22 protein-coding genes are annotated in these 23,934 nt (G+C 61.2%); 15 read left to right on the top strand and 7 right to left on the bottom strand.

From position 1 onward, the window contains the following. The first annotated feature begins 106 nt into the window (after window positions 1–106). The 8 genes from KHO31_RS17045 (at window position 107) to KHO31_RS17010 (ending at window position 8,545) form a co-directional block, all read left to right on the top strand. A complete protein-coding gene (locus KHO31_RS17045) occupies window positions 107–811 on the top strand; it encodes a FadR/GntR family transcriptional regulator (RefSeq protein WP_201075800.1) in 705 nt (234 codons plus the stop codon). A 73-nt stretch (window positions 812–884) separates the two neighbouring features. Further along, window positions 885–1,775 (top strand): L-threonate dehydrogenase, encoded by an 891-nt coding sequence (gene ltnD, locus KHO31_RS17040; RefSeq protein ID WP_201075802.1) that lies wholly within the window; start codon window positions 885–887, stop codon window positions 1,773–1,775. Between the two features lie 15 nt (window positions 1,776–1,790). Further along, entirely contained in the window at window positions 1,791–3,101 is a 1,311-nt protein-coding gene (gene otnK / locus KHO31_RS17035; RefSeq protein ID WP_201075804.1) for a 3-oxo-tetronate kinase, read from the top strand. Beyond that, a complete protein-coding gene (gene otnC, locus KHO31_RS17030) occupies window positions 3,098–3,760 on the top strand; it encodes a 3-oxo-tetronate 4-phosphate decarboxylase (protein WP_211623775.1) in 663 nt (220 codons plus the stop codon). The genes otnK and otnC overlap by 4 nt, the downstream gene beginning before the upstream one ends. 194 nt (window positions 3,761–3,954) lie before the next feature. Next, complete coding sequence (otnI, locus tag KHO31_RS17025) at window positions 3,955–4,752, top strand: 2-oxo-tetronate isomerase (protein ID WP_211623773.1); 798 nt, start codon at window positions 3,955–3,957, stop codon at window positions 4,750–4,752. A gap of 19 nt (window positions 4,753–4,771) precedes the next feature. Next, the gene (gene denD, locus KHO31_RS17020; RefSeq protein ID WP_211623772.1) at window positions 4,772–5,752 is read left to right on the top strand and encodes a D-erythronate dehydrogenase; all 981 of its coding nucleotides are present in this window, start codon (window positions 4,772–4,774) and stop codon (window positions 5,750–5,752) included. A gap of 462 nt (window positions 5,753–6,214) precedes the next feature. After that, the gene (gene pcaF / locus KHO31_RS17015) at window positions 6,215–7,417 is read left to right on the top strand and encodes a 3-oxoadipyl-CoA thiolase (RefSeq protein WP_201075811.1); all 1,203 of its coding nucleotides are present in this window, start codon (window positions 6,215–6,217) and stop codon (window positions 7,415–7,417) included. A gap of 555 nt (window positions 7,418–7,972) precedes the next feature. Beyond that, the gene (locus tag KHO31_RS17010) at window positions 7,973–8,545 is read left to right on the top strand and encodes a hypothetical protein (RefSeq protein WP_211623770.1); all 573 of its coding nucleotides are present in this window, start codon (window positions 7,973–7,975) and stop codon (window positions 8,543–8,545) included. A gap of 183 nt (window positions 8,546–8,728) precedes the next feature. Here KHO31_RS17010 and KHO31_RS17005 read toward each other — a convergent pair whose 3' ends face one another. Both KHO31_RS17005 and KHO31_RS17000 read right to left on the bottom strand, forming a co-directional pair. Continuing rightward, the gene (locus KHO31_RS17005; RefSeq protein WP_211623769.1) at window positions 8,729–9,109 is read right to left on the bottom strand and encodes a DUF2917 domain-containing protein; all 381 of its coding nucleotides are present in this window, start codon (window positions 9,107–9,109) and stop codon (window positions 8,729–8,731) included. A 248-nt stretch (window positions 9,110–9,357) separates the two neighbouring features. Continuing rightward, window positions 9,358–10,359 carry a DUF535 family protein gene (locus KHO31_RS17000; protein WP_201075824.1) on the bottom strand — a complete coding sequence of 334 codons (1,002 nt, stop codon included), beginning with the start codon at window positions 10,357–10,359 and terminating at the stop codon, window positions 9,358–9,360. 207 nt (window positions 10,360–10,566) lie between these two features. On the opposite strand from KHO31_RS17000, the gene KHO31_RS16995 reads away from it, so the two are divergent. From KHO31_RS16995 to KHO31_RS16985, 3 genes are all read left to right on the top strand, one after another. Continuing rightward, window positions 10,567–11,271: a response regulator gene (locus tag KHO31_RS16995; RefSeq protein WP_201075826.1), complete on the top strand. Its 705-nt coding sequence runs from the start codon at window positions 10,567–10,569 to the stop codon at window positions 11,269–11,271. Window positions 11,272–11,453: 182 nt separating this feature from the next. Further along, the gene (locus tag KHO31_RS16990; protein WP_201075828.1) at window positions 11,454–12,239 is read left to right on the top strand and encodes an alpha/beta hydrolase; all 786 of its coding nucleotides are present in this window, start codon (window positions 11,454–11,456) and stop codon (window positions 12,237–12,239) included. A 342-nt stretch (window positions 12,240–12,581) separates the two neighbouring features. Next, window positions 12,582–13,712 carry an ATP-binding protein gene (locus KHO31_RS16985; RefSeq protein ID WP_201075835.1) on the top strand — a complete coding sequence of 377 codons (1,131 nt, stop codon included), beginning with the start codon at window positions 12,582–12,584 and terminating at the stop codon, window positions 13,710–13,712. A gap of 22 nt (window positions 13,713–13,734) precedes the next feature. Here the strand turns inward: KHO31_RS16985 and KHO31_RS16980 are convergent, their stop codons facing one another. Together KHO31_RS16980 and KHO31_RS16975 are read right to left on the bottom strand one after the other, a co-directional pair. After that, window positions 13,735–16,065, bottom strand: coding sequence for a patatin-like phospholipase family protein (locus KHO31_RS16980; RefSeq protein ID WP_201075842.1), 2,331 nt, complete (start codon window positions 16,063–16,065; stop codon window positions 13,735–13,737). A 211-nt stretch (window positions 16,066–16,276) separates the two neighbouring features. Next, window positions 16,277–17,551: a metallophosphoesterase family protein gene (locus KHO31_RS16975; protein ID WP_236060780.1), complete on the bottom strand. Its 1,275-nt coding sequence runs from the start codon at window positions 17,549–17,551 to the stop codon at window positions 16,277–16,279. Between the two features lie 37 nt (window positions 17,552–17,588). Between KHO31_RS16975 and KHO31_RS39320 the strand changes: the two genes are divergently transcribed. The 4 genes from KHO31_RS39320 to KHO31_RS16960 all read left to right on the top strand — a co-directional run bounded on the left by KHO31_RS39320 (window position 17,589) and on the right by KHO31_RS16960 (window position 19,434). After that, on the top strand, window positions 17,589–17,756 hold the full coding sequence (locus KHO31_RS39320) for a hypothetical protein (protein WP_236060781.1): 168 nt from the start codon (window positions 17,589–17,591) through the stop codon (window positions 17,754–17,756). A 63-nt stretch (window positions 17,757–17,819) separates the two neighbouring features. Next, a complete protein-coding gene (locus KHO31_RS16970; protein WP_211623767.1) occupies window positions 17,820–18,101 on the top strand; it encodes a hypothetical protein in 282 nt (93 codons plus the stop codon). Then, window positions 18,098–19,042, top strand: a complete 945-nt coding sequence (locus KHO31_RS16965) for a hypothetical protein (RefSeq protein ID WP_211623766.1) — start codon at window positions 18,098–18,100, stop codon at window positions 19,040–19,042. The genes KHO31_RS16970 and KHO31_RS16965 overlap by 4 nt, the downstream gene beginning before the upstream one ends. Then, entirely contained in the window at window positions 19,039–19,434 is a 396-nt protein-coding gene (locus KHO31_RS16960) for a hypothetical protein (RefSeq protein ID WP_236060783.1), read from the top strand. The genes KHO31_RS16965 and KHO31_RS16960 overlap by 4 nt, the downstream gene beginning before the upstream one ends. A gap of 82 nt (window positions 19,435–19,516) precedes the next feature. On the opposite strand, the gene KHO31_RS16955 is transcribed toward KHO31_RS16960, so the two are convergent. The 3 genes from KHO31_RS16955 to KHO31_RS16945 all read right to left on the bottom strand — a co-directional run bounded on the left by KHO31_RS16955 (window position 19,517) and on the right by KHO31_RS16945 (window position 23,515). Then, the gene (locus KHO31_RS16955) at window positions 19,517–19,909 is read right to left on the bottom strand and encodes a 2-oxoglutarate dehydrogenase (protein WP_236060785.1); all 393 of its coding nucleotides are present in this window, start codon (window positions 19,907–19,909) and stop codon (window positions 19,517–19,519) included. Between the two features lie 61 nt (window positions 19,910–19,970). Beyond that, window positions 19,971–21,815, bottom strand: a complete 1,845-nt coding sequence (locus tag KHO31_RS16950; RefSeq protein ID WP_201085740.1) for a S10 family serine carboxypeptidase-like protein — start codon at window positions 21,813–21,815, stop codon at window positions 19,971–19,973. Window positions 21,816–22,297: 482 nt separating this feature from the next. Further along, on the bottom strand, window positions 22,298–23,515 hold the full coding sequence (locus KHO31_RS16945) for a sensor histidine kinase (RefSeq protein WP_201075854.1): 1,218 nt from the start codon (window positions 23,513–23,515) through the stop codon (window positions 22,298–22,300). Window positions 23,516–23,934 lie beyond the last annotated feature (419 nt).

Below are 23,934 nucleotides of genomic sequence, written 5' to 3'. Positions count from 1 at the left end.
TCGCCAACTTTGCCCGCTTTTGCACAAAAAAATCAGGGTTTGCATGGATGCAGCCAGGATCTCAAATTTGTATGATGACCCGACAACATGATCCATCGGGACATCCATGTTCGACAAGATCCCTGTGCGCGCGCTGAGCGATACCGTCGCGCAGCAGTTGCTCAAGCAGATCGACAAAGGCACCTTCGCGCGCGGCGGCAAGCTGCCGACCGAGGCGGTGCTGGCGCAGCAGTTCGGCGTGAGCCGTACGGTGATCCGTGAGGCGATTTCGCGGTTGAAGAATGAAGGCGTGGTCGAGCCGCGCCAGGGCAGCGGCGTGTTCATTGCCGCGCACGGCGCGATCCGGCCGCTGCGTATCGATTACGCGGAGGCGGTTGAAGCGGGCTCGGTGCTGCAAATCCTCGCGCTGCGGCGGGCGATCGAGGCGGAAGTCGCCTCGGAGGCCGCTATGCGCCGCAGCGACGCGGACATGATGTCGATCGACGCCGCGCTCGCCAGAATCGACGAAGCGGTGGCCGAAGGCAAGAACGGCGTCGCCGAAGATGTCGCGTTTCACCGTGCAATCGCCGCGGCCACCGGCAATCCGTATTTCCTCAAGACGCTCACCTTCCTGAATCAGTACCTCGAAGCCGGCACCGTTGTGACGCGGCGTAACGAAGCGCTGCGCGATGACTTTTCACGTCAGGTGCGCGATGAGCATGCGGCCATCGTCGCGGCGATTCGGGCGGGAGACCCGATGGCGGCGCGTAACGCGGCGAGCACCCATATGAACAACGCGGCACGGCGGCTCGCGGAAGCGGGCATTTGCTGAGCTGAACCGGCTCGGGTCGGGCCGGGTTGCGTTCCATCGGGACGCTTGCGGCTAACCAACGGAGAAGTCAGGCATGTCCAGAAATGTAGGCGTCATCGGACTCGGAGCGATGGGCATGGGCGTGGCGCGCTCGCTGCTGCGCGCGGGTTTTCAGGTTCACGCGTGCGACCTGCGCCACGAGGTCTTGCAAGCGTTCGTTGCGGCTGGCGGCGTCGGCTGTGGGTCGCCTGCCGAGCTTGGCGCGCAATGCGAAGTGGTCGTTACGCTGGTCGTGAATGCCGCCCAAACCGAAGCCGTGCTGTTCGGCACGCAAGGCGCGGTCGCCGCGATGAAACCCGGTGGTGTGGTGATTGCGAGCGCAACCGTGGCACCGGACTTCGCGATCGAACTCGGTAAGCGTATTGAAACCGCTGGTTTGCAGATGCTCGACGCGCCGGTGTCCGGTGGCGCGGCGCGCGCCGCGTCCGGCGAAATGACGATGATGACTTCCGGCCCGGACACCGCCTATGCAGCGTGCGAGGACGTGCTTGCCGCGATGGCGGGCAAGGTCTACCGGCTGGGCTCGGCGCACGGCGCGGGTTCGAAGGTGAAGATCATCAATCAGTTGCTGGCCGGCGTGCATATCGCCGTGGCCGCCGAGGCGATGGCGCTCGGTTTGCGCGAAGGCGTCGATCCGGATGCGCTGTACGAGGTCATCACGCACAGCGCGGGCAATTCGTGGATGTTCGAGAACCGTGTGCCACACATTTTGAGCGGTGATTACACGCCGCTCTCGGCGGTCGATATCTTCGTCAAGGATCTCGGCCTGGTGCTCGATACCGCACGCCGCTCGAAGTTTCCGTTGCCCTTGTCGGCAGCGGCGCATCAGATGTTCATGATGGCGTCTTCTGCCGGTCACGGTGGTGAGGACGATTCAGCGGTGATCAAGATTTTCCCCGGCATCGACGTGCCGACGGCGAAATAAGCGCTGGAGCCCGCCATGACCACCCCGTCCAAACGCGCGCTGCTCGGCTGTATCGCCGACGATTTCACCGGCGCCACCGATCTCGCCAACATGCTGGTGCGCGGCGGCATGCGCACGGTACAGACCATCGGCGTGCCCGCGTCGAACGATGTCGTTGAAGCCGACGCGCTGGTCGTCGCGCTGAAATCGCGCACGATTCCCGCTGCCGACGCGGCCGCGCAATCGCTCGCCGCGCTCGACTGGTTGCGCGCGCAAGGATGCCGTCAGTTCTTTTTCAAATACTGTTCGACGTTCGATTCGACCGACGCCGGTAACATCGGCCCGGTCGCGGATGCCTTGCTCGACGCATTGTCCGCTGAGGCTGGCGCAACGGCTTTCACGATTGCCTGTCCGGCGTTTCCCGAGAACGGCCGCACGATCTATCGCGGTTATCTGTTCGTCGGCGATAAGCTGCTGAACGAATCGGGCATGGAAAATCATCCGTTGACGCCGATGCGCGATGCGAACCTCGTGCGCGTGCTCCAGCGGCAGACCGGATCGAAAGTCGGCCTCGTGCGATACGACACAGTGGCAAAAGGTGTATCGACAGTACGCAAAGCCTTCGATGCGCTGCGTGGCGACGGCGCGCGAATAGCGATTGCCGATGCGGTATCGGACGCGGATCTTTACATACTCGGCGAGGCATGTGCCGACCTCACGCTAGTCACGGGTGGCTCCGGTATTGCGCTAGGTCTGCCCGCCAACTTCCGTCGCGCCGGTTTGCTCGCAGAAGGCAAGGATGCCGCGCAGTTGCCGCGCGCCGAAGGATTGTCGGCGGTGCTGGCCGGCAGCGCCTCGACAGCGACCAACGCGCAAGTGGCGGCCTGGCGCCAAACGCGCCCCGCGTTCCGCATCGATCCGCTTGCGGCGGCGCGCGGCGAGCCGGTGGTCGAGCAGGCGCTGGCGTTTGCGCAGCTGTACCTGGATAAAAACGAACCCGTGCTGATCTACGCCACCGCCACGCCCGACGAAGTCAAGGCAGTGCAACGCGAACTCGGTGTCAACGAAGCAGGGCATCTGGTCGAATCCACGCTGGCGTCGATCGCACGCGGTTTGCGTGAGCGCGGCGTGCGCAAGTTCGTGGTGGCGGGCGGCGAAACCTCGGGCGCCGTGGTGCAGGCGCTCGACGTGCACACGTTGCGTATCGGCGCGCAGATCGATCCCGGTGTGCCCGCTACTGCAACGACGGACACCGAACCGCTCGCGCTCGCATTGAAATCCGGCAACTTCGGCACGATCGATTTTTTCGAAAAGGCATTGCGTCACCTCGATGGAGCTGTGCAATGACCGGCACGCCCGCACTCCACACGACGAACGAAGCACGAATCCGCGAAAAAATCTGCGTGACCGGTGCGAGTCTCTATCAACGCGGCTACACAGTGGGTAGCGCCGGCAACATCAGCGCGCGCCTCGACGACGGCTGGCTGATCACGCCAACCGATGCCTGCCTCGGCCGGCTCGATCCGGCCGCTATTGCCAAGGTCGATTTCGACGGCAACACGGTGTCCGGCGGCAAACCGTCGAAGACGCTGGCCTTGCATCGGGGCATCTATGCACGCAACGGCGAGGCGCGCGGCATTGTCCACACGCATTCGACGCACCTCGTCGCATTGACGCTCGCCGGTGTATGGCATGACAACGATGTTTTACCGCCGATCACGCCGTACTACGTGATGAAAGTGGGTCACGTCCCGCTGATTCGTTACAAACGTCCCGGCGACCCACAAGTGGCCGAGCAGATCGCCGCACTCGCGGGCACGGTTCGCGCGGTTTTGCTCGAGCGCCTCGGCCCGGTGGTGTGGGAGCGCTCGGTGGCGCAGGCATCGTATGCGCTTGAGGAACTCGAAGAGACCGCGCGCCTGTGGCTGATGACGAACCCGCGGCCCGCGCCACTCGATGATGCGGCGCTCGAAGAACTGCGGACTGTGTTCGGCGCGCGCTGGTAGGCGCTGACAAAAGCAAAGCCAGGTGGCGCTGCCACACTGGCAGATACGGACTGACATGCTGGTGATCTCGCCATCGCGGCCTCGCTCGAAGAGGCGAAAACCAACAATTGCGAGCATCGAAATGCTGCTCGCGGAGCGTGCGCTCATTGCCGCTTCCACGCGCTGAACGAAACCGTTTTCAAGGAGTTGCTGCCATGCCTCGCTTTGCCGCTAACCTGACCATGATGTACAACGAGCACGCTTTCCTCGATCGCTTCGCCGCTGCGGCAAAAGACGGCTTCAAGGCAGTGGAGTTTCTATTTCCCTACGATTTCCGTGCCGACGAAATCAAAGCGCGGCTCGAGGCGAACCGTCTGACTCAAGCGCTCTTCAATGCGCCACCCGGCGACTGGGCCGCGGGCGAACGCGGCATTGCTTCGCTGCCGGGCCGCGAAGACGAATTTCGCCGCAGCATCGAAACCGCGCTCGATTACACGCGCGTGCTCGGCAATCGCAAACTGCATGTGATGGCCGGTTTGATTGGCGCGGATCAGTCGCGGGAGAGGCATCGTGAGGTGTATCTGACGAATCTCGCCTATGCCGCAAAGGCCGCGCAAGAGGACGGCATCACCGTCGTGATCGAGCCGATCAATACGCGCGATATGCCGGGCTTCTTTCTGAACCGGCAGGACGATGCGCAGGCGATTTGCGCGGAAGTGGGCGCGCCGAATCTCAAGGTGCAGTTCGACTGCTACCACTGCCAGATCGTCGAAGGTGACCTTGCAGTCAAGCTGAAACGCGATATGGCAGGCATCGGCCACATTCAGGTCGCCGGCGTGCCGGAACGCCATGAGCCCAACATTGGCGAACTGAATTATCCGTATCTGTTCGATCTGATCGACGCACTGGGCTATGACGGCTACATCGGTTGCGAATACCGGCCGCGCGCCGGCACATCAGCGGGACTCGATTGGCTCAAGCCGTATCTGAACGACGCTCGCCAACAAGGATGAAGCAAGGACAAAACACATCATGAAAGTACTGATTACCGGCGGTGCAGGGTTTCTCGGCCAGCGTCTTGCGCGCGAACTGTTGGCGCGCGGCTCGGTGAAGGATGAGCATGGCAGGCCACAAACGATTACCGAACTGGTGCTGCTCGACGTGGTGCACGGAAGCGATTTCGGCGACAACCGCGTGCGGTCGGAAGTGGGCGACATCGCTGAGCGCAGCGTGCTCGACAGCGTGATCGACGACAAGACCGCGGCGATCTTCCATCTTGCCGCGGTCGTGAGCGGGCAGGCCGAGGCGGATTTCGATCTCGGCATGCGCATCAATCTGGACGCGTCGCGCTTGCTGCTGGAAACCTGCCGGCAGCGTGGGCACACACCGCGGGTGGTGTTCACGAGTTCAGTGGCCGTGTATGGCGGCGATTTGCCCAAAGTCGTGCAGAACGACACCGCGTTGAATCCGCAATCGTCGTACGGCGCGCAGAAGGCGATCGCGGAGTTGTTGCTCAACGATTACACGCGGCGGGGTTTCGTCGACGGCCGGGTGTTGCGGCTGCCTACCATTAGTGTGCGGCCGGGCAAGCCGAATGCGGCGGCCTCGTCGTTTGCGAGCGGCATCATTCGCGAGCCGCTGAACGGCGAAGCGGCAGTGTGCCCGGTAGCGGGCACGACGCGTTTGTGGCTGCTGTCGCCGCGCAAGGCCATCGAAAGCCTGATCGCCGGACTCGAGATCGATTCCGCAGCGCTCGGCAACCAGCGCGTGCTGAATCTGCCGGGGATTTCAGTGAGCGTCGACGAGATGGTGGCCGCGCTGCGCGAAGTGGCGGGCGACGAAACAGCGAAGCGGATCGTGTGGGAGCCGGATGCGCGGGTGGAGAAGATTGTCGGCAGCTGGCCGGGGCAGTGGGATACCTCGCGTGCCGAGCGGCTCGGGTTGACCGGCGAGCGCAGCTTCGCCGACGTGATTCGTGGTTATATCGCGAACGAGAAGATTCAGATCCGCTGATTGCGCGCGTGCCGGGGCGGGTGTTTCAAGGGCGTCCTGAATGTTAGAACGGCCCCACGCCTCGCGCCGGCGGGCGGAGAAGCGCTGTCGCCGGCACGAGCGCCTTAATAGTCCGACCAATACACAGCCATTGCAATGAGGCCGCCGGCCTGCGCGTATTCCCTGGTCCGCGGTTGGCTTTGCTTGACATGGTTTCGCGCACACGCCTATTATCGAGCCTGGTTGTTCGATATATGACCTTGTGTTCGTGTATAGAACAAGTGGCCGCAATCCTTGGCCCATCGTTCACCATCCTGCGCTAAGCTGAATTGAAAAGACGGCTGCTATGCGGCTGTTTTCCAATCCGACTCGGCGGGTCGATGCTGCAAAGCATCCGGCTCGCGCCAGGCGCCACGCTTCCGGCTCCGCTAACGGATGCCGGAAGTGGCGCAGCGCATGCAGCACACCAACTGGAGACATCACATGACCGAAGCATTCCTTTGCGACGCGATTCGCACCCCCATCGGCCGCTATGCGGGTTCGCTGTCGTCGGTTCGCGCCGACGATCTGGGCGCAGTGCCGCTCAAAGCGCTGATGGAGCGCAACAAGGACGTCGACTGGAACGCGATCGACGACGTGATCTACGGTTGCGCGAACCAGGCCGGCGAAGACAACCGCAACGTCGCGCGCATGTCGCTGTTGCTGGCCGGTTTGCCGCAAGGCGTGCCGGGCTCCACGGTGAACCGCCTGTGCGGCTCAGGTATGGACGCCGTCGGCATCGCCGCGCGCGCGATCAAGTCGGGCGAGGCTGCGTTAATGCTGGCAGGCGGTGTCGAAAGCATGAGCCGTGCGCCGTTCGTGATGGGCAAGGCTACCAGCGCGTTTTCGCGCCAGGCCGACATCTTCGACACGACAATCGGCTGGCGCTTCGTGAACCCGTTGATGAAGCAGATGTACGGCGTGGATTCGATGCCGGAGACCGGCGAAAACGTCGCGACCGACTACAAGATCAGCCGCGCCGATCAGGACGCGTTTGCGCTGCGCAGCCAGCAGAAAGCCGCACGCGCGCAACGCGACGGCACACTCGCGCAGGAAATCGTCGGCGTGACCATCGCGCAGAAGAAGGGCGATCCGATCACCGTGTTGCAAGACGAACACCCGCGCGAAACCAGCCTTGAAACGCTCGCCAAACTGAAGGGCGTGGTGCGCCCGGACGGCACAGTCACGGCGGGCAACGCGTCGGGCGTGAACGACGGCGCGGCGGCTTTGCTGCTTGCCAATGAAGACACCGCGAAGCGCTTCGGCCTCACGCCGCGTGCCCGCGTGCTGGGCATCGCAACGGCAGGTGTCGCACCGCGCGTCATGGGCATCGGTCCGGCGCCCGCCACGCAGAAGTTGCTGGCTCGCCTGAACATGACCATCGATCAATTCGACGTAATCGAACTGAACGAAGCCTTCGCCTCGCAAGGTATTGCGGTGCTGCGCACGCTCGGCGTCGCGGATGACGACGCGCGCGTGAATCCGAACGGCGGAGCGATCGCCCTCGGCCACCCGCTCGGCATGAGCGGCGCGCGTCTGGTGACCACCGCGATGTATCAACTGCATCGCACGCAAGGCCGTTTTGCACTGTGCACGATGTGTATCGGCGTCGGGCAAGGCATCGCCATCGCTATCGAACGCGTTTAACGGTTGAGCGTTTGTGCAGGAAAGCGCCGCAGCGTCGTTAGCGTTGCGGCTGTGCGTATAGCGCTCCTGTGGCCGCATGATGAACAGCCCCTTCGCTCAGGCGACGGGGCTGTTTTATTTTTCGCAGCGCATGGATTCGGCGGCTATTGAATTTCGGTTTAATTGGTGTTGGTGACGGCCTTCGATTGCATTGCAGCGAATGCCGTCGATAAAAAGAATAATGAGCCATCGGACTGTCATACAGTATGTGTTTAATGCTGTACGCATATCACGCATTGTCGCCGTATATGGATGGCCGGGCGGGTTAAAGCTGTGCTGTTAGACGGCAAGATGCCGCTGCGACACCGTGCCACGCCATTTCTCATCATGCTGTCCACTGATTTGATAATCACGATATAAACAATCTTGGCTTCTTGTAAGGCATGTACAATCATTGCGCCGCACCTATTGAGTAATTGCCACCCTGAAGCTGTATGCATTCATGGCGTTAATCGGCATCCTGTGGTTTCAGATCGCCATAACGCCAGATCGAACATTTTCTCGAGGAGAGCGTAAATGAAGGCAGCGACGATTGGAGCAGCGTTGATGGTAGCGGCTTTTGCCGCAGCGCAACCGGCGTGGGCGCAAGATGCGATGGCCACGACCGCACAGGGCGTCGTCAGCGAAGTGCAACCGGTGCATGTGAAGGCGCAGATCGTCGGTATCGATCCGGGCACCCGCACGCTCACGCTCAAAGGGCCGGGCGGCAACGTGGTGGTCGTGCTGGTGAGCCAGGAAGTCGCCGGCTTCGATAAACTGAACGTCGGCGATCGGGTGGATGTGCTGTACAAGAATGCGTTGCTGGTGAAGGCCGACAAGGTCACCGGCGCGGACAAGGGCATTCGTGCGCGCGTCGATACGCAGGTTTATGCTCCGGCCTCTGGCGGCTTTGAATCCGCGCGTCAGATTGAAGTACTCGCCACCGTGCAGAAGATCGATCACAAGAAGCGCCTTGTCACGCTGCGCGGCGCGTATCAGACGCAAACGCTCCAGGTCGGACCGGACGTCGATCTGAAGGGCGTCAAGGTCGGCGATACGATTCACGCGGTATTCGTTTCGGCAGCGGCCGTGCAGGTGACGCCGCAGTAAATGCCAAGCCAGTAAGCGGCGCGCGTTCAAGCAACCCGCGTTTAAGCAACCTCATGCAGCCGCGCAAACCGGCATGCCGGTCTCTTCGAATCCGGCATGGCCGATCGGCAAACACCCCTCATTGCAGGGGTGTTTGCTTTTCTGCGCTACGAAAATTCGACCATCGAGTCGCGGCGAGGCACGCTATCGAGCCGCCGGTGCTCCGAGGCCCAACCCTGCGAGCCGCCCCAGCCAACGCCTGACGAGACCACGCCTCGCAGGCAGCGCACAACTCAGCGATACGCGCGCGTTGCGTTCGCCATCCGTGCTGAGCCATACGCGTTCGCCGCGTTGCAGCCGGAACTCGTTGCCCGGTTCGAGCCAATGATCATAAGGCGAGTTGATGCGTGTGAGCCATAAGCGCGCGCCGTGCACACGGAGCGTGCTATCGGCATTGACACGCCACGTCAGCGTTGCGCCGGGTACTACGGAAAAATGCACGACTACTTTCGGCAGACGCTCGTCCTGTTGCCAGGCAGACAGACTTGAGTCGTCATCCATGCACTGCGGGCTTGCCTGATCCATCTTGCTCTCCGTCATCGAGCCGGCGGACGGAGGCACCCACAAAACAAAAGGCCCCTTCCGTTACCGGCGGGGCCTTTGGGTCTTGTTTTGCAGATTCAGACTGCTAACGCGCACATACTCCCAAATGCCTGCCGATCATGGCATGCATTGTTGGGTTTTTAATCGCGAAGGCGATGGAGGTGTGCGTCAACATGAGAATGAGTGTGCCGTTTTGCCGCATGTCTTGTCAATAAAAAATTGCAATGGATTCAAGCGACAACACGAGGCACGCAGGGTCGATGCGTCTTGCTTGACGCGACGCTGAGACGAATCTGCGCGGCGAGTGCGTTTCGCAATGCGTAACGCTTGCGACGGGTGGCGTCGCCGGTGTTGTCACCTTGACGCTCGGCCAGATAGCGCGCCGGCGGTGCGAGGACGAACCAGCCATTCCAGCGTGCGAGCGCTCCGCACTCGATCGACAGTCGATCGTAGTCGGCGGCCACGCGACGCTTTCTCAGGCAATAGCGCCAGTTCGCATAGATGTGTGCCTGCTTGGAAACGATGAAGGTGCCACCCGCATCGAGCGCCGCGGCGACACATTGCGCGAGGTAAATCACCAGCACTTTTGGCCGCAGTCCGTGCCACCGTTTGGTGAGCGCGCGAAACAGCTCACGGCCGTTGACCGAACTGTCCGGACCCTGCACGGAGCCGATGCAAAGACGTGGCCGCCGCACTTTCCCGCCGAGATAGGCGAGACTGAAGGTGCAGGAGACGATGCGCCGGTCCCGCGCATCGCGGATGCATAAGGTCCAGTCACCTTCCTTCTGAAACTGTTCGATCGACTCGAGCGACACATGCCAGCGCTCGGCGCCCACCTCGAAAGAGGCGATCGGCGCGGAGCCGACTGCGGCGATGCGCGCGGCGAGTTGCGGCACGCGCTGCTGTGTCAGCGCGTGATGATCGAGGCTCGCCATGAGTCGTTCGCGCGGACTGAAACGCGTATGCAGGAAGGGCCGATGCATCCGTTCGAGTGCGGTGGGATGACGTTGCACCAGATCGTGCAAAGGCGAAATCGCGCAGCGTTTGAGCCATACTTGCGTCGAGCGCCACGACATCAGCGAGCGCAGCCACAGACGCATGCGCCGCCAGCGATGAAACACACTGGAGCCGGGGTAGAGTGCATGAGCGGCTTGCTGAATGACCGCAAGCGACGCAGCGGCTCTCGCGAACCACGGCGAGCGGGCCTGAGCCCCTTCGTTGGAAACGGTCATCACGGCAGATCCTTTGGCTATTTCAACCGGGGGGATGCTAGCGGCGCGGATCGCGCGTCCATGTCGAATTGCTTATGTGTTTGTCGAGTTTTGTCGAGCGTGTCGCATGATGTGCGGCGCATCCGCTATGCTGTGCGTCGAGCGGACTCGTGTGACCGCTGCCGCCGCTATTGATATTGAAACAGTCAGCCCTGAGCGATTCGTCCCATGCCATTCCGGATCCTGCTTGTCGAAGACGATGACCGCCTGTCCGCGCTGGTTGCGGGTTATCTGCGTAAACACGAATACGAAGTCGAGACCGTGCTGCACGGCAACGACGCCGTGCCGGCCATTCTCAAGCGCCGCCCGGACCTTGTGATTCTCGATGTGAACCTGCCCGGCAAGGACGGTTTCCAGATTTGCCGCGAGGCGCGCGAGCAATTCGACGGCGTGATCATCATGGTGACCGCGCGCGACGAGCAGTTCGACGAAGTGCTGGGCCTCGAATTCGGCGCGGACGACTACGTGCATAAGCCAGTCGAGCCACGCGTGCTGCTGGCGCGTATCAAGGCGCAGCTGCGCCGCGTGACCGCGCGCGCCCCCGAGGCCAGCCAACCCGAGAGCTACACGTTCGGCAAGTTCGAGATCAGCCGGGCCAGCCGCACGGTCAAACTGCCGGACGGCAGCCTGCCCGATCTGACATCGGCCGAATTCGATTTGTTGTGGGCGCTGGTGAGTTGCGCGGGCGAGGTGGTGAGCCGCGACGAGTTGATGCGGCAACTGCGCGGTATCGAATTCGACGGCCTTGACCGAACGATCGACGGCGGGATTTCCAAGCTGCGCCGCAAGCTGCATGACGACGCCGGCACGCCGCAGCGCATCAAGACGGTGCGAGGCAAGGGCTATCAGTTCAGCAAGCTGGCATGGGATTGAAGACGTTGGCAGCGGTCCCAGTAGCGTTGCCGTTTGAAGTTCGGGTGAGTTGCAGTTGAGTTTCGATTGAGTAATACGTCGAAATAACGGCCGACAAAACTCCACAAACGCGGTAGCAAATCGACAGTCATGCGAGGCGTGGATGATTAGCATCGCAAGCTTGTGCAACGACAGGCTTAGTGATGTCCGCTCGCGTTTCCCCACTTTCCCGCCATGCTGTGTTGATGATTCACGGTTTGGGTGGCACGCGCCATGATTTCGGCGCGCTCGACCGCAAGTTCGAGCAGATCGGTTGCGAGGTGCATTTGCCGTCGCTGCCGGGCCACGGCTCGAACCCTGACGCGTTGAGCCGCGTGACGTTGAGCGACTACATGCAATTGCTGAGCCGCACGTACCGCGAACTGATGACGCGTTATGAGCGAGTCGACGTCGCGGGCATTTCGATGGGGGCGTTGCTTGCATTGATGTTGAGTGCGCGCGAGCGCATGACGACGGGGCGCCTGATTCTGCTATCGCCACCGTTATTCCTCGACGGCTGGGGCGGCTCACGCCTGCGTCCGTTGCGCTACCTGATGTATTGCGTGCCGGGACTGCGCCGCCTGATTCGCGTACCCGAGGGCGAACCGTTTGGCATCAAGAACGCGCGCATTCGCAACCTGATCCGCCGCCATTTGCAGAAGGGGAGCGGCGTCCACTACCCGTACGTCCCGTTGGCCGCGATCGAGCAGGTCGACTGGATGCGCTTCGCGGTAAAGCGGGCTTTAGGTCGCGTAACATGCGAGACCTTGGTCATGCATTCGGAAGAAGACGAGGTGACGAGCATCCGCTCCGCGGAATTCGTGTGCGAGCACCTGGGAACCCGCGCAGTGACTTTCGTGCGCTTGACCGACAGCTACCACATGATCACACTAGACAACGAGCGCGACACGGTAGCGGAGCGAACACTGGAATTTGTACAACGGGCGTAAGAGGCAAATCGGAGCGAGGCATAAAAAACACAGGCCAGACACAGCGAACCACTGGCGGCGGGAGAAACCAAGCCAAATACCAGCCGGTTTCAAGAAGAAGGCTTCGGCGCGCGAAGCGCCGCCGGAAGAATGACTGCCTTGTCACTAGCGCCGAATGTGCGAGAGCACAGATTCCAGATGCACCACTACCGCGACTGTGCGGGGGCCCCGCTTAAGAGCTGGCGGTGTGAGCCGCTTTCTTTGCTTATCTTTCTTTGCGGCGGCAAAGAAAGTAAGTGCCGCCCCGCACAGGGGCAACACTAATAGACCACAAACGCAAAACAGAGAAGCAAAGACACAAAAATGCCACCCCAAGCGGAGCAAAAAAAGCTACCCCCCTACCGCTATAGCAAATGGCGCTGGCACCGTTTCCGCCGCGCCTGGACGGACACCAGAGCAGACAGAATCCCGAGCTGGTCGAGACTATACCTCCGCGTCTACACGCGCTTATTGACGCTAGCACTGCTAGTACTAGCAGCATCAATAACAACCCTAAGCCTGACACTAAAAACCTCGCCATCGATCTGGCAAACACTAGCAACAGCAAAAGCGTCAATACCAATCGCATTGGTGACCCTACTGCTGCCGGCAATAACAGCCTACCGCTGGATGCGCCCAGTCTGGCTAGACCTGGTCATGGTGCGCGAACGCGCAATCGACTTCACAGGCGGCAGATTCAACACAAGAGCCCGCGAATCGCACAGCGTCATCATCGGCCCACTGGCCCGCATGTTAAACGCCTTAGCCGAGCGCATGGAACGCCTGATCGCCGCACAGCGGGAACTCACCAACGGCATCTCCCACGAGCTCCGCACACCCTTGGCCCGCGTGCGCTTCGCACTGGAAAACTTGCGAGAACCTGCTTCCGCAGCCGAATACAACAGCGCATTGGCGAGCATCGACCAGGACGTCACCGAACTCGATGAGCTCATCGACATGAGCCTGACTTACGCGCGCCTCGAATACAGCTCTCTTCAATCGAACCTCGAATCCACGTCGCTCGCGGCATGGTTCGACAGCCAGATCACCGACGCCACGCTGCTTTACGCGGACAAGCAACTCGTCCCGCAAGTCGACGTCGACACGTCGCTACGCGTAGTGATGGACAAGCGCCTCATGTCCTACGCGATGCGTAACTTGCTGCGCAATGCCAGCAAATACGCGCATTCGCGGATCATGGTCGGTCTGAGCGTCAAGCATGGCAACGTGGAAATCTATGTGGAAGACGACGGAGCAGGTGTGCCCTCCGACCAACGCGAGCGCATTTTCAACGCCTTCGTACGGCTCGATCGTCAGACTGGCGGCTACGGGTTGGGTCTCGCCATTACGCAACAGGTGCTGCGCGCGCACCACGGCCGCATTGCCGTCACTGATCCATTGACGCTGAGCGGCGCGCGCTTCGAAATGAGCTGGCCGGTGGGCACGATGGCGTGAAATACGTCGTGCCTGCGCAGCCTCAATAGGTATGTCCCAGCTGAAAGTAAAAGTTATGGCGGCCGCCCGGTGCGAACGCTACGCCGAGATATATCGGTCCGAATGAACTGGTCATCGCGGTGAAAACCGTCACGCTGCGCTTCAGCGGTCCGCTGCCGAACTCCGAATCGCGGGTCCAGACGTTGCCGGCTTCAAGGCTTACCCCAGCAAACAGGCCGCGAATCGGCGACGCGTTGAAGGTAGCGAGCTGATTCATGTACGTGACCTGGCCGTACACCATCGAATTGCCAGACAGCTGGTCGGCGGCGTAGGCCGACAGATGCTGGAAACCGCCCAGCGTGAAGCCGAACGGGTTCGTCAGATTGGTGCCGCCAAAGTCGTTACCCGCCTCGATGCTCGCATTGATGCTATGCCGTCCATAGCTCGCCGCGACAAGGCTCTTGCCATACACCTCGGTGAAACTGTCGCTGCCCGCGAACAACGAACGTTCTACGCGTAGTTCGCCGAAATAACCTTTGCGAGCAAACAGCGGATCGTCGAGCTGATCGATCACGAGACGCGCGCGCGCGCTAAGCTGCCGCCCGTAGATATCGGGGAACAGTAGCGGCGAGTTAAACGCATCCTCGAGCGGCAAGTTGTATTGCGGCGACGCGAAGCCATGCGCGTAGGCCACACCGATACGGAAGTCGCCGAGCCGCGCGAGTGGCAGGCCGAAATCGAGCCCGACGCGTTCGGTTTGCAAGCTGTATTGCGTGATCTTGACGTTGCCGGAGTCGTCGTAGAGGTTGGCGTAGCGGCGCTGAAACTCGAGATAGGGCGCGACGTAATAGCCGAAAGAACTCGACAGCGGCTGCCGCAGTTCCGCATGCAGGTTGATCAGATCGCTGCCGACAGTCCCGTCCACGCGCCCTTCGAGCCCTGACGGAGTGAGCCACGGCCGGCGATAACCGAGATGCAGCCGGAAGCCGCCTTCATCTGTCGAACTACTCGACAAACCCAGCCCGAACAACAGGAAGTTCGGTCCCCACTGTTTCTGCTGCGCGGCAATCACGAGCGTGTGCTCGTCGCCGTCGTCGACGAGCTGTTGGCTCACGCTGTCGAAGTCGCCCGCGGTGGACAGCGCCAGCAAGTCCTTGTTGAGCGCGGCCGGATCGTACACGTCGCCGGGTTTGACGTGCAACGCGGCGCGAATGCGTGCTTCGGGCACCACGCCTTGCGACGCGATCTCGATCTTGGTGATCTGCACCGGATGCGCGGCGGGCACCGCGTGCCGGGCGCGCCACGCGGCGTAGTCGGCGGGTGAGAGGGCCAGATGCTGAAGCTGCGGCATGGCCGCGCGCGTGGCGGCAGCGCCGGCCGCGATTGCCTGGCTCGCGTTGGCGAAATCGGTGAAGCTCAGCGAGCCGAGCGCCGGTTCGATCAGTACGTCGCCGGCTTGCAGCTGTTCACGTTGCCGTGCGACGTTCTGGTGTATCAGGATGCCGATCATCTGCTGCATCACGTCGGCGGGCGAGGCCAGCGCATCCAGCGGCCGCAGCGGCGAGCCGATATCGACCGCGATCACGACGTTCGCACCCATGTCGCGCGCCGTTTCGATGGGCAGATTGCTGACGATGCCGCCGTCGACCAGGGTGCGCCCGTCGATATCGGCCGGCGCGAACAGACCAGGCAACGCCATGCTGGCGCGAATCGCCTGCGGCAGCGAGCCGTGATCGAGCACCACCTTCTGCCCGGTGCGCAGATCGGTCGCGATCGCGCGATAGGGGATGGGCAGGCGGTCGAACGAAACGTTGCCCGGCACCGCGGACGTCCAGTCCTGCAGCAGCGCTTGCAAACGATTGCCCTGGATGAGCCCGACCGGCAAACGGAAGCCATTGGCGCCGTAACCCAGCGACAGGCTGTTCACATACAGCCGCTCGTCTTCGCGGCGCGATTGCGGCAGATCGGCGCGTTCGGTGACGTCGAATGCGATGTCCGCGAGGTTGATTCCCGTGAGGCGATTTTGCATGTCCTGCGCCGTCATACCGCTCGCGTACAGGCCGCCGACCACCGAGCCCATGCTGGTGGCGGCGATGCAATCGACCGGAATGCGGTTTTCCTCGAGCACCTTCAGGACGCCGAGGTGTGCATAGCCGCGAGCGCCTCCGCCTGACAATACGAGACCGACGGACGGGCGGCCGGCCGGGCCGGCATCGGCGCGGCACGCGGATTCGGCGGCGAGGGTGGGGCGTGCGAAGGCGGCAATCCCGCACGTCAGCAGTACCACGGTACAGTGCAAACGAAGAACGGTAGGCCGGCACCGCCGGTGTGCCGCTGTTTGTTGGTGTTGTTCGCTCGCCGACGCTCGACTCATCTGTTTTGACGCAGAAAGAAAACCGAGAGATTACATCGTTTTGCCCCGGCAAAAACAGGTGATTTTGTGCAAACGCGGGTTTACGGAAAAGCGTAGTCCTAACACCTTGAGCCAGGCATCGGCGCGAGGCTCAAGGTGACGTGTATCGGAGCCGGGCGTACGGCGCGAAGTCCCGGCACCAACAACGCACAAGCGACGCACAAGCGACGCACTAACGACGCATCAATGCGCGCACGGCCTTGGCCGCAGTCGGATGCCCCATATCCGACGCAACGAAATGAGCCACTTTGCGCTCGGCGAGGTTGATCGTGACGAAGTCGTTCGGCGCTTTCGTGTTGAGACCGTCGGACGCCGAGTGATACTCGATACGTAACTGCGCCGCGGTGACGATCACGCGCAGATAACCGAAGTTGGTGTCGTCGTAGTTTTCGAGCACGACCTGATCCGTGGTGGCCGACGCCGCCTGCATGATTTGCGGCGCGCGGATAGCTGGCGCACCCTGGGCGGCTAGCTTGACCAAACCATGTCCACCGTTGCCGCATACGAGGTAGGGGATCTGCGTGCCGTCCGCATTTCGTGTGCGCGTGAAGCGCTGATAATTATGCGCATGGCCGGAAAGAAACGCATGCGGCCACACGCCGTTGGCTTCGCAGACCTTGTCGATCTGCGCCAGCATATCGACGCTCGATCCGTGTCCGCCCGCGCTGTACGGCGGATGATGATCCGCGATCAGCAGCGCGCCGGTGAACTTCTCGGCTTTGACACGCTTGAGCGCGGCATCGAGAAAGTCGAGTTGAGTGCGTCCGATGGTTGGGTCTGAAATCACACCGGGATCTTCGAGCGTGTTGCTGTAAATCACCAGCACGCGCACGAACGGAGCATCGAATGTGAAGAACACGCCGGGCTGGATTTGCGCGGTGCGCGACAGTCCGCCGGCTTCGGGCGTCACGGCGAACGTCTCCGCACAAAAATTTCGCAGGTACGCGGTGAGACTCGTAGCGTGCGCTTCCGGTGAAACCATGCCGTCATGGTTGCCGGCGCAGGCGAGGATCGGCGCCGGATAGTCTCGATACGGTTCGTAAAACTGATCGTAATAGTACTTGCCCTCGCCAAAGCTATAGACGACGTCGCCGAGAAACAAGGCAAATTGGGGTATCTCGCTGGTATTGGCTTCGTTGAAGTCGGCGGTCAATTTGTCGGTCACTTCGTTTTGGGTCGTCGGGCCTTTCGTACTGCCGCAATCACCTAGCGCATGAAATACCAGTTGTCCGGCGGCTGTGATTCGGTCGATGGCGGTTGCGTTGTTACCCATGACTTGGGCCAGCGTGAGTTGGGGCTCCACGCCACCTCTCGGCGCGGGAAACGGCAACGGAAACAGTTTGTGCTCTGCATTGAGCTTGTCGATTTCCTTGTAGGCAGCATCGTCCGACGGATGGGGCACACGAAACACCGTTGGGTCCGCGGTCGGCTGAGGCTGGGCGAACACGGGCTGCTCCAGCAACCGTGGACGGAGCGCGGCCGCGGTGGCGGTACTGGCTGGCACGTTTGAACCACTAGCGGGCGCGGTGGCCCTTTTGCTGGATGCCGCGGCCTTGCCGGCCGATTTTCGTTTCCCTTCAGCTTTCGCCGTGCTTTCTTTCGCCTTGGCTTTGGATTTCGACTCGCGTTTTGCCGACATATGCGCCTCTTGAGGAAGAGTAAGCGGGGGTGATACGCAAGCGGCTTGTGCCGTTCCGTTCATCGAACCCTACGACATGCGTATTTCGGAAAAGTGTCGCGGCGGTGTCGAACATGGTTCGCTGCCGGGCTCGCCGCTGCTTGCGGCACGGGCGGAGTTCGACCCGCAACAATTTATGTCGGACTATGTCGCGACCCAGTTAAATCGCCCGGAAAGCCTTGCCCAGCAGGCCTCTGTCGTGGTGAAACAGGGTGACATATCTTCATTGCTGATTAAAACCACGCGTCCTTCTATAGTCCGTTCGTCGCCACGCCGCAGTGCGCAGAAGTGGCCCGAAATCAAGAAGGACATACCGTGAAAAACTGTTCGTTCGCCGCCCCAACCACCGACGCTTTCTCTGCCTCCGTGACACCCATCGCATCCGTACGCGGCACGCTGCGCAAGCTCGTGCTCAGCGCAACCGTCGCCGTGCTCGCGCTCGGCAGCGCGTCGGCTTTCGCCTGGTCGCAGCACGGTACCGCGTACACCTCGCGCGGTACCTACAACGGCGCGCGTTACGGCTCGTGTGGCGGTGGCAGTTGTTCGCATGCGGGCGGCGTGGCCGGTCCCTACGGCGGCCTGGCGACCAACACCGGCACGGTGACCCGCAACGCACCGGGCCAGTTCTCGAATTCAGGCACCGCGACGGGACGCTACGGCAACCAGGTCCAGCACAACGGCGATACCAACTGTGCAGGCGGCACGTGTTCGCACACCGGCAACCTTACCGGACCGGACGGCAAAACAGCCACCACGTCGGGCGATGTGACCAAAACTGCGCCTGGCCAGTATTCGTCGTCCGGATCGATCACGGGCTCGAACGGCAATACGGTCAACCATTCAGCATCGACCAGTTGCGCGGGTGCTTCGTGCTCGCGTTCCGGTACGGTGACGGGGTCTGATGGTGGGACCGTCAATCATTCCGGCACGGCAACGCGTGTCGCACCGGGCGTCGTTACGACGTCGACGAGCGCGACAGGTACGTACGGCAACACGGTGACGACAAGCGGGACCGTCACGACCACCGGCGTCGTCACGACGGGCAGCACGACGGTCGTCGTCGCGCCAAAGCCAGTTGTTGTCGTGCCGCCTCCGGTTGTGTATGTGCCGCCGCCTCCGGTTGTCTACGTTCCGCCGCCCCCGCCGCCTGCTGTGTATGTTGCACCGCGCGTTGTCTATGTGACGCCTGCGCCGCGCCCTGCAGTGTGGGTGCCGGGACACTGGGTGGGGAATGTCTGGGTGCCGGCGCACTGGTCATGAGTAAAAACGTGCGGGCGAGAACGAGCGAGGCGGCCGGGCAAGCCGGTCCGGCCTGGATGAGCGAGCAGGGAAGTGCGAAGGCGGTCCGGTCACGTTTCAACGCGGTACGCACACGGACGTTATGCAAGGTAAGCGCGTTGGCAACGATGATCGTTGCTGCAGGCGTGGCGATTGCGGTGGGTGAGGGCATCACGAATATTGAAACGCACGCCGTGCACCGAGCGATTGAACCCGCACAGGACTGTTCGGCAAAATACGCGGCGTTGCTCGACCTCGCCGAATTGGCGAGACGTGATGGCAAATCGTCCGAGGTCGTGGTGCGCGGGTTGAGCGACCGCGGCGGCGCAATGAGCGGATGTTTGCGGGCGGCCGGGAACGCCGGGGCGAGATAGACGGGCGAATGGCCGGAGCGGCCATTCGCACCTGTCAAAGACGGTCTTCCGAAGAAGCAATGCCTTGACCAATCGCCAGTCGCTATCGCCCCTGCTGCTGCAGATACTGCCTGACGTCGCTCATGGTCACACTTCCTTTATGACTTGTATCGATCTGGTCGAAGTGCTTGGCGACATAGCCGAGTCCCTCGGTCTGGGCTTGAGCTTTCGTGACCGCCGCGCCATTGCTAAGGGCCGTGTTCGCTCCCAGCCGCGCTTCGAGCCGCTGTTGAGCTTCCTGCTGCAGTGCCGTGCCGGTCGACGGCGCGATGGGGGCGGCACGGTTTTGAGGAAAGAACGGACCGTCGACGCCCTTGGCCCCGCTTGGCGGCGTCGCGGGCGCCACCGCTTGCGGCGGTAACGCATGCGCGCTGCCAATAAAGCAGCCGAGGGCGATCAACGGGGAAACACGCCGCAACATATCGAAAAGAGACATGATGACTCGCATTGATTGAGTGAATAGAGTATCGCGAACGAGGCACATCGCGTCAGTTCAGTCAGGGTGCCGTGGCTTGCGCCGTGGCAGTGGCGGTTGGCTGACTGGCGGGGCTTTCGTCACGCCACGGCGCGGGCAGCGTCCAGAGCGCGAGTGCATCCGGAAGCGGCGTTCCCCGATAAAAGCGCACCAGATCCCGTTTCATCAGCGGGCGGGCAACGTCATCCAGGTAGATCATATGGCCGCCCTGGAAGAAGTTGACCTGCAAGTCCGGATTCAGACCGGGTACCGTTTGCAGCCGCGCCAGTTGCTTCTCGGTATTGAAGAACGGTGTGGCCAGATCATGAAAGCCGTTTTCCGAGAGCACCTTGAGTTGCGGGTTGAGCGTCAGCGCGCCTAGCAGATCCGGGATCGTGTCAGGCAGAGGCTGTCCGTCGTGCGAGAAATCCCAGACATTGATGATGTTGTCGTTCAGCGGCAAATAGGTCGCGTTCGGCGCCGTGTATCCCAGGTAGTCAGGCATCTGCGTCGCCAGCGCCGTGGTGAACGGCTGGGAGATCAGGATGTCGGATGGGTCCCCGTCGTTTTGCAGACGCGGATCCGAGTTCGGCAATGACACGCGTCCGTCGTACCGGCCGATCGTCGTGCCGGGCAGGAGGCTCGTCGAGAACGGGTTGGCGCCGAAGTAGCCTTGCAGCGCCTGCACGGTCAAACTGGATGGCAAGGTCCACGCCTGAAGCGTTTTGGCGTTGGGAAACACCGGTGTACCCAGCGCATCCGGTATGCCTAGCTGACTGAGCACCCACGATTGCGAATACCGCCTGAACCGGTTGTATTCGGCCGTGACGAACAGGCCCGCCTGGTACGCGTAAAGGTCCTGATTGAGCGGAGTGGGCGATACCTGGTTGAAATAAGCCGCAACCATGGCGTAGCCGGGGAAATAGCCGGCCAACGTATCCGTATCCAATGCCAGCGCGCTCGTCGAGTTCGTAATGGCGACGGCCTCGATCGCGTCTGCGAAATAGTTCAGGATTGAAGACTGAAGGACGATGCCGGTCAGATGCACGCCCGCCGATTCAAGCGCCAATGCGAGCATATCGGTGCGAGGCGTGCCGTACGATTCGCCGTACAGATAGATCGGCGAACTGCTGCGATTGTTGACCGTCAGATAGCGCTGGATGAAGTCGCGCATGATGTTGACGTCCGCGTCGGTCGTCCAGTACTTCTGGTTCGTATTCGGCAGAATCGCCTCGGAAAGACCTGTTCCGGGCGGGTCGATGAAGACCATGTCCGTGGTGTCGATCATGCTGTCCTTATTGTCGACGAGCGGATAATTCGGCCAGTTCCCGAACACAGGGTCAGGCGTGGCGACCCGCGTCGGCGCGAACGATCCGAGCCGCAGCCAGATCGACGAGGAACCGGGGCCGCCGTTGTAGACGAATGTGACAGGCCGCGGTGAGCCGTTCGTGCTCGGCGCGGTGTACGCCACATAGGACATTGTGGCTTCGGGGTTGCCACTCGAATCGGCGGCCGTCAAATGGCCTGTTGTCGTGGTGTAGTTGATCGGCGTTCTACCTAACGTCCACTGGTAGTGCATGACCGCCGCTTTTTCCGAGGCCTGAGCCGGTGCGAGGCCATCGGTGGCATTGCCCGAATAGGCGACCGGGTCGATATAGGTTTGATTGCCTGTTGGCGCTTGCGACTGCGCGGCCTGTTGCGCGGTGAGTTGTTGATTCGCTGCTGTCTGCTGCATGCTCACAGCCGTGCCGGAGGGCGAACTGCCATCCCCTCCGCCGCAACCTCCAAGCAGCATGATCGCGACCGCTAAAGTTCCCAGTCCCGGCAGCCTGCCCTGGCGATGTTGGCGATGAAGGCTATGGCCGGTAAGACGCTCGTCTCGTTTCATCTCTATCCTTGGTGGTGGGTTCAGATACCATTTCACAAAGGCCGCTCTCGCCGATGAAGATATATCGGAGTTCGAAATATTGATGATGCATTGTCGGCATGCAGCGGTTGAGACCAACTTACTTCAAAGCGCATAGATTCAGATCTCTATGCAAAATGCGTAGAATAACTAAATATCCGGTCTGGATATTCCGGTTCTTTTCGGGATATTTTTCCGCAAGCGGTTATTCCTATATTGGCGGCAGATGAAAAATAGGTGACGCCACCAGAGTTTGTCAAGGATGCAACGGATTTCCGTAATTGTGACTTCGGAAAACGCTGTATCCGTGCGGATGTCAACCCGTTCGGGAATAAGGCCCGTGTGAGTTAATCGATTATTTATTACGAAATAAAATGTTTTTGTTTGTTAATCGTAATAATTGGGCGCACCAACGAACGCATGTTTCCCGCTCGTGCTTGAAGCCGTGAGGTGCCAGCAGGCGTTTATTCGGTTTCAGCGAGCTCCAGCGGAAAGCGGATTTCGAACGTGGTCCCTACGCCTTCGCGTGACGCAAAATCGATCTGACCGCTCAACACGCGGCAAAGCTCCTTGACGATCGCGAGGCCGAGGCCGGTACCGGGAATATCTTCGCCCGCGGCGCGTTCGAATTCGTCGAATACCCGGTCCGTATCCGAAGGCGCAATGCCCACGCCGGTATCCGACACGCGAATCGACCAGTGCTTCGCACCCGCCGCTGCGAACGCAAGTTCGATCTCGCCGGACTTCGTGTACTTCGTTGCGTTGGAGAGGAGATTGACTGCAATCTGCTTGAGCTTGAGACGATTGGACGTGACAGTGGACAGCGCCGGATCGAACGTGGCGCGCAACTTCAGTCCTTTGGCTTCGATTGCCGGACGCGAGGAGGCGACGAGTTCATCGTAAAGTGCATGCACATCAACGGGCTCGCGCGTGAGCTGCGTACTCTCACCGAGCACGACGGAGTACTCGACCATCTGGTCGACGAGTTGTTTCATATCCGAGGCCTGCCGGTTGGCCAGCGTCAACGCCATATCGGCCTTTGAAGGCGCCCGTTCGATCAATTGCAGCGCAATGGAAAACGCGTTCAGAAAATTGCGCAGATCGTGGACCACGCTGCGGGTGATCTGCATGCGTGACTCGTAAAGATCGCCGACCAGCCGCTGCTTGAGTGTCAGTTCATGATTGGCGCGCTCGAGCCTGCCGGTGTACTCGTCGATCTTGCGGTCCCGTTCGCTGACAACTTCACGGATCGACGTGACCGTTACCATGCTGAATGTTTCGGCGACGAGGCGCCGCGCCCGGTTTTCATGGCGGCGCGTGAACGTGCTGTCCTGGCCTGCGAATTCTTCTAGCGCGTCGCTGAGCACCCGATGAAACAGATCGAGTTCGCGCACGAGTTCCTCGATCCGGTAGCCTTGACGCCAGCGGATCATGCCGTGTTTTCTGGCATTGCGTTCGATCGCCGGCTCGACGCGTTCGAGATCTTCGACGTCGAGCGCGCGGCATAGTCCTTCGAGAATTTCCGGCAGGTGATCGGCGAGCTGCTGATAGGTGAGCTTGTCCGCTTCGACGAGGTCGGTGTCGCCGAATACGGCTTTCATCCATTGCTCGGTCAGGCGGGTCCGTTGCTCGCGAACGAAATCGGCAAATTTGCGCAGCGGGCTAGGGCGTGTTTCGGTCATATTGGGTGCGTCGGGATGAAGGTTCTACCCCATTATCACCGCCATTTGCTGATGGTGGAACACCTCTTGCGTAACCAGGGCGAGACGGTCATGACGTTTGAGCCGGCGTCGCATCGACGACACTGTTATTTTGGCGCCACGCCAACTTATTTTTGACGCGCTATTTATATCAGGCGTCATATCATCGCACTCTTTATTTTTGGCGGCGCTTGCAAGACGCGCCTGCGTAACTCTATTGAAAACCATACTGTAGTCGGCATGCGCCATTGGCAAGTCATTGGAATACGCTGCACGCAATAATCAGCAAACAATATTGGACGTTCTCGCCATTCGCGCGCTACCGGCGCGCGAATGCGGTGCCTGTCCGTCCGTAGGTCCTGTTGGCGGTCAACGCGCTCGCCAGTGGGTATCGAACACAC

The sequence above is a fragment of the Paraburkholderia domus genome (assembly GCF_905220705.1).
Taxonomy (GTDB): Bacteria; Pseudomonadota; Gammaproteobacteria; order Burkholderiales; family Burkholderiaceae; genus Paraburkholderia; species Paraburkholderia domus.
The sequence above is the reverse complement of the archived record's forward strand: the minus strand, read 5'-3'. Positions and strand labels throughout refer to the sequence as shown.

Excerpts from the sequence above, each read along its gene's own strand:
- KHO31_RS17045 (WP_201075800.1), top strand. The coding sequence starts at position 107 with ATGTTCGACAAGATCCCTGTGCGCGCGCTGAGCGATACCGTCGCGCAG.
- ltnD (WP_201075802.1), top strand. The coding sequence starts at position 885 with ATGTCCAGAAATGTAGGCGTCATCGGACTCGGAGCGATGGGCATGGGC.
- otnK (WP_201075804.1), top strand. The coding sequence starts at position 1,791 with ATGACCACCCCGTCCAAACGCGCGCTGCTCGGCTGTATCGCCGACGAT.
- otnC (WP_211623775.1), top strand. The coding sequence starts at position 3,098 with ATGACCGGCACGCCCGCACTCCACACGACGAACGAAGCACGAATCCGC.
- otnI (WP_211623773.1), top strand. The coding sequence starts at position 3,955 with ATGCCTCGCTTTGCCGCTAACCTGACCATGATGTACAACGAGCACGCT.
- denD (WP_211623772.1), top strand. The coding sequence starts at position 4,772 with ATGAAAGTACTGATTACCGGCGGTGCAGGGTTTCTCGGCCAGCGTCTT.
- pcaF (WP_201075811.1), top strand. The coding sequence starts at position 6,215 with ATGACCGAAGCATTCCTTTGCGACGCGATTCGCACCCCCATCGGCCGC.
- KHO31_RS17010 (WP_211623770.1), top strand. The coding sequence starts at position 7,973 with ATGAAGGCAGCGACGATTGGAGCAGCGTTGATGGTAGCGGCTTTTGCC.
- KHO31_RS17005 (WP_211623769.1), bottom strand. The coding sequence starts at position 9,109 with ATGGATCAGGCAAGCCCGCAGTGCATGGATGACGACTCAAGTCTGTCT.
- KHO31_RS17000 (WP_201075824.1), bottom strand. The coding sequence starts at position 10,359 with ATGACCGTTTCCAACGAAGGGGCTCAGGCCCGCTCGCCGTGGTTCGCG.
- KHO31_RS16995 (WP_201075826.1), top strand. The coding sequence starts at position 10,567 with ATGCCATTCCGGATCCTGCTTGTCGAAGACGATGACCGCCTGTCCGCG.
- KHO31_RS16990 (WP_201075828.1), top strand. The coding sequence starts at position 11,454 with ATGTCCGCTCGCGTTTCCCCACTTTCCCGCCATGCTGTGTTGATGATT.
- KHO31_RS16985 (WP_201075835.1), top strand. The coding sequence starts at position 12,582 with ATGCCACCCCAAGCGGAGCAAAAAAAGCTACCCCCCTACCGCTATAGC.
- KHO31_RS16980 (WP_201075842.1), bottom strand. The coding sequence starts at position 16,065 with ATGAGTCGAGCGTCGGCGAGCGAACAACACCAACAAACAGCGGCACAC.
- KHO31_RS16970 (WP_211623767.1), top strand. The coding sequence starts at position 17,820 with ATGCGTATTTCGGAAAAGTGTCGCGGCGGTGTCGAACATGGTTCGCTG.
- KHO31_RS16960 (WP_236060783.1), top strand. The coding sequence starts at position 19,039 with ATGAGTAAAAACGTGCGGGCGAGAACGAGCGAGGCGGCCGGGCAAGCC.
- KHO31_RS16955 (WP_236060785.1), bottom strand. The coding sequence starts at position 19,909 with ATGTCTCTTTTCGATATGTTGCGGCGTGTTTCCCCGTTGATCGCCCTC.
- KHO31_RS16950 (WP_201085740.1), bottom strand. The coding sequence starts at position 21,815 with ATGAAACGAGACGAGCGTCTTACCGGCCATAGCCTTCATCGCCAACAT.
- KHO31_RS16945 (WP_201075854.1), bottom strand. The coding sequence starts at position 23,515 with ATGACCGAAACACGCCCTAGCCCGCTGCGCAAATTTGCCGATTTCGTT.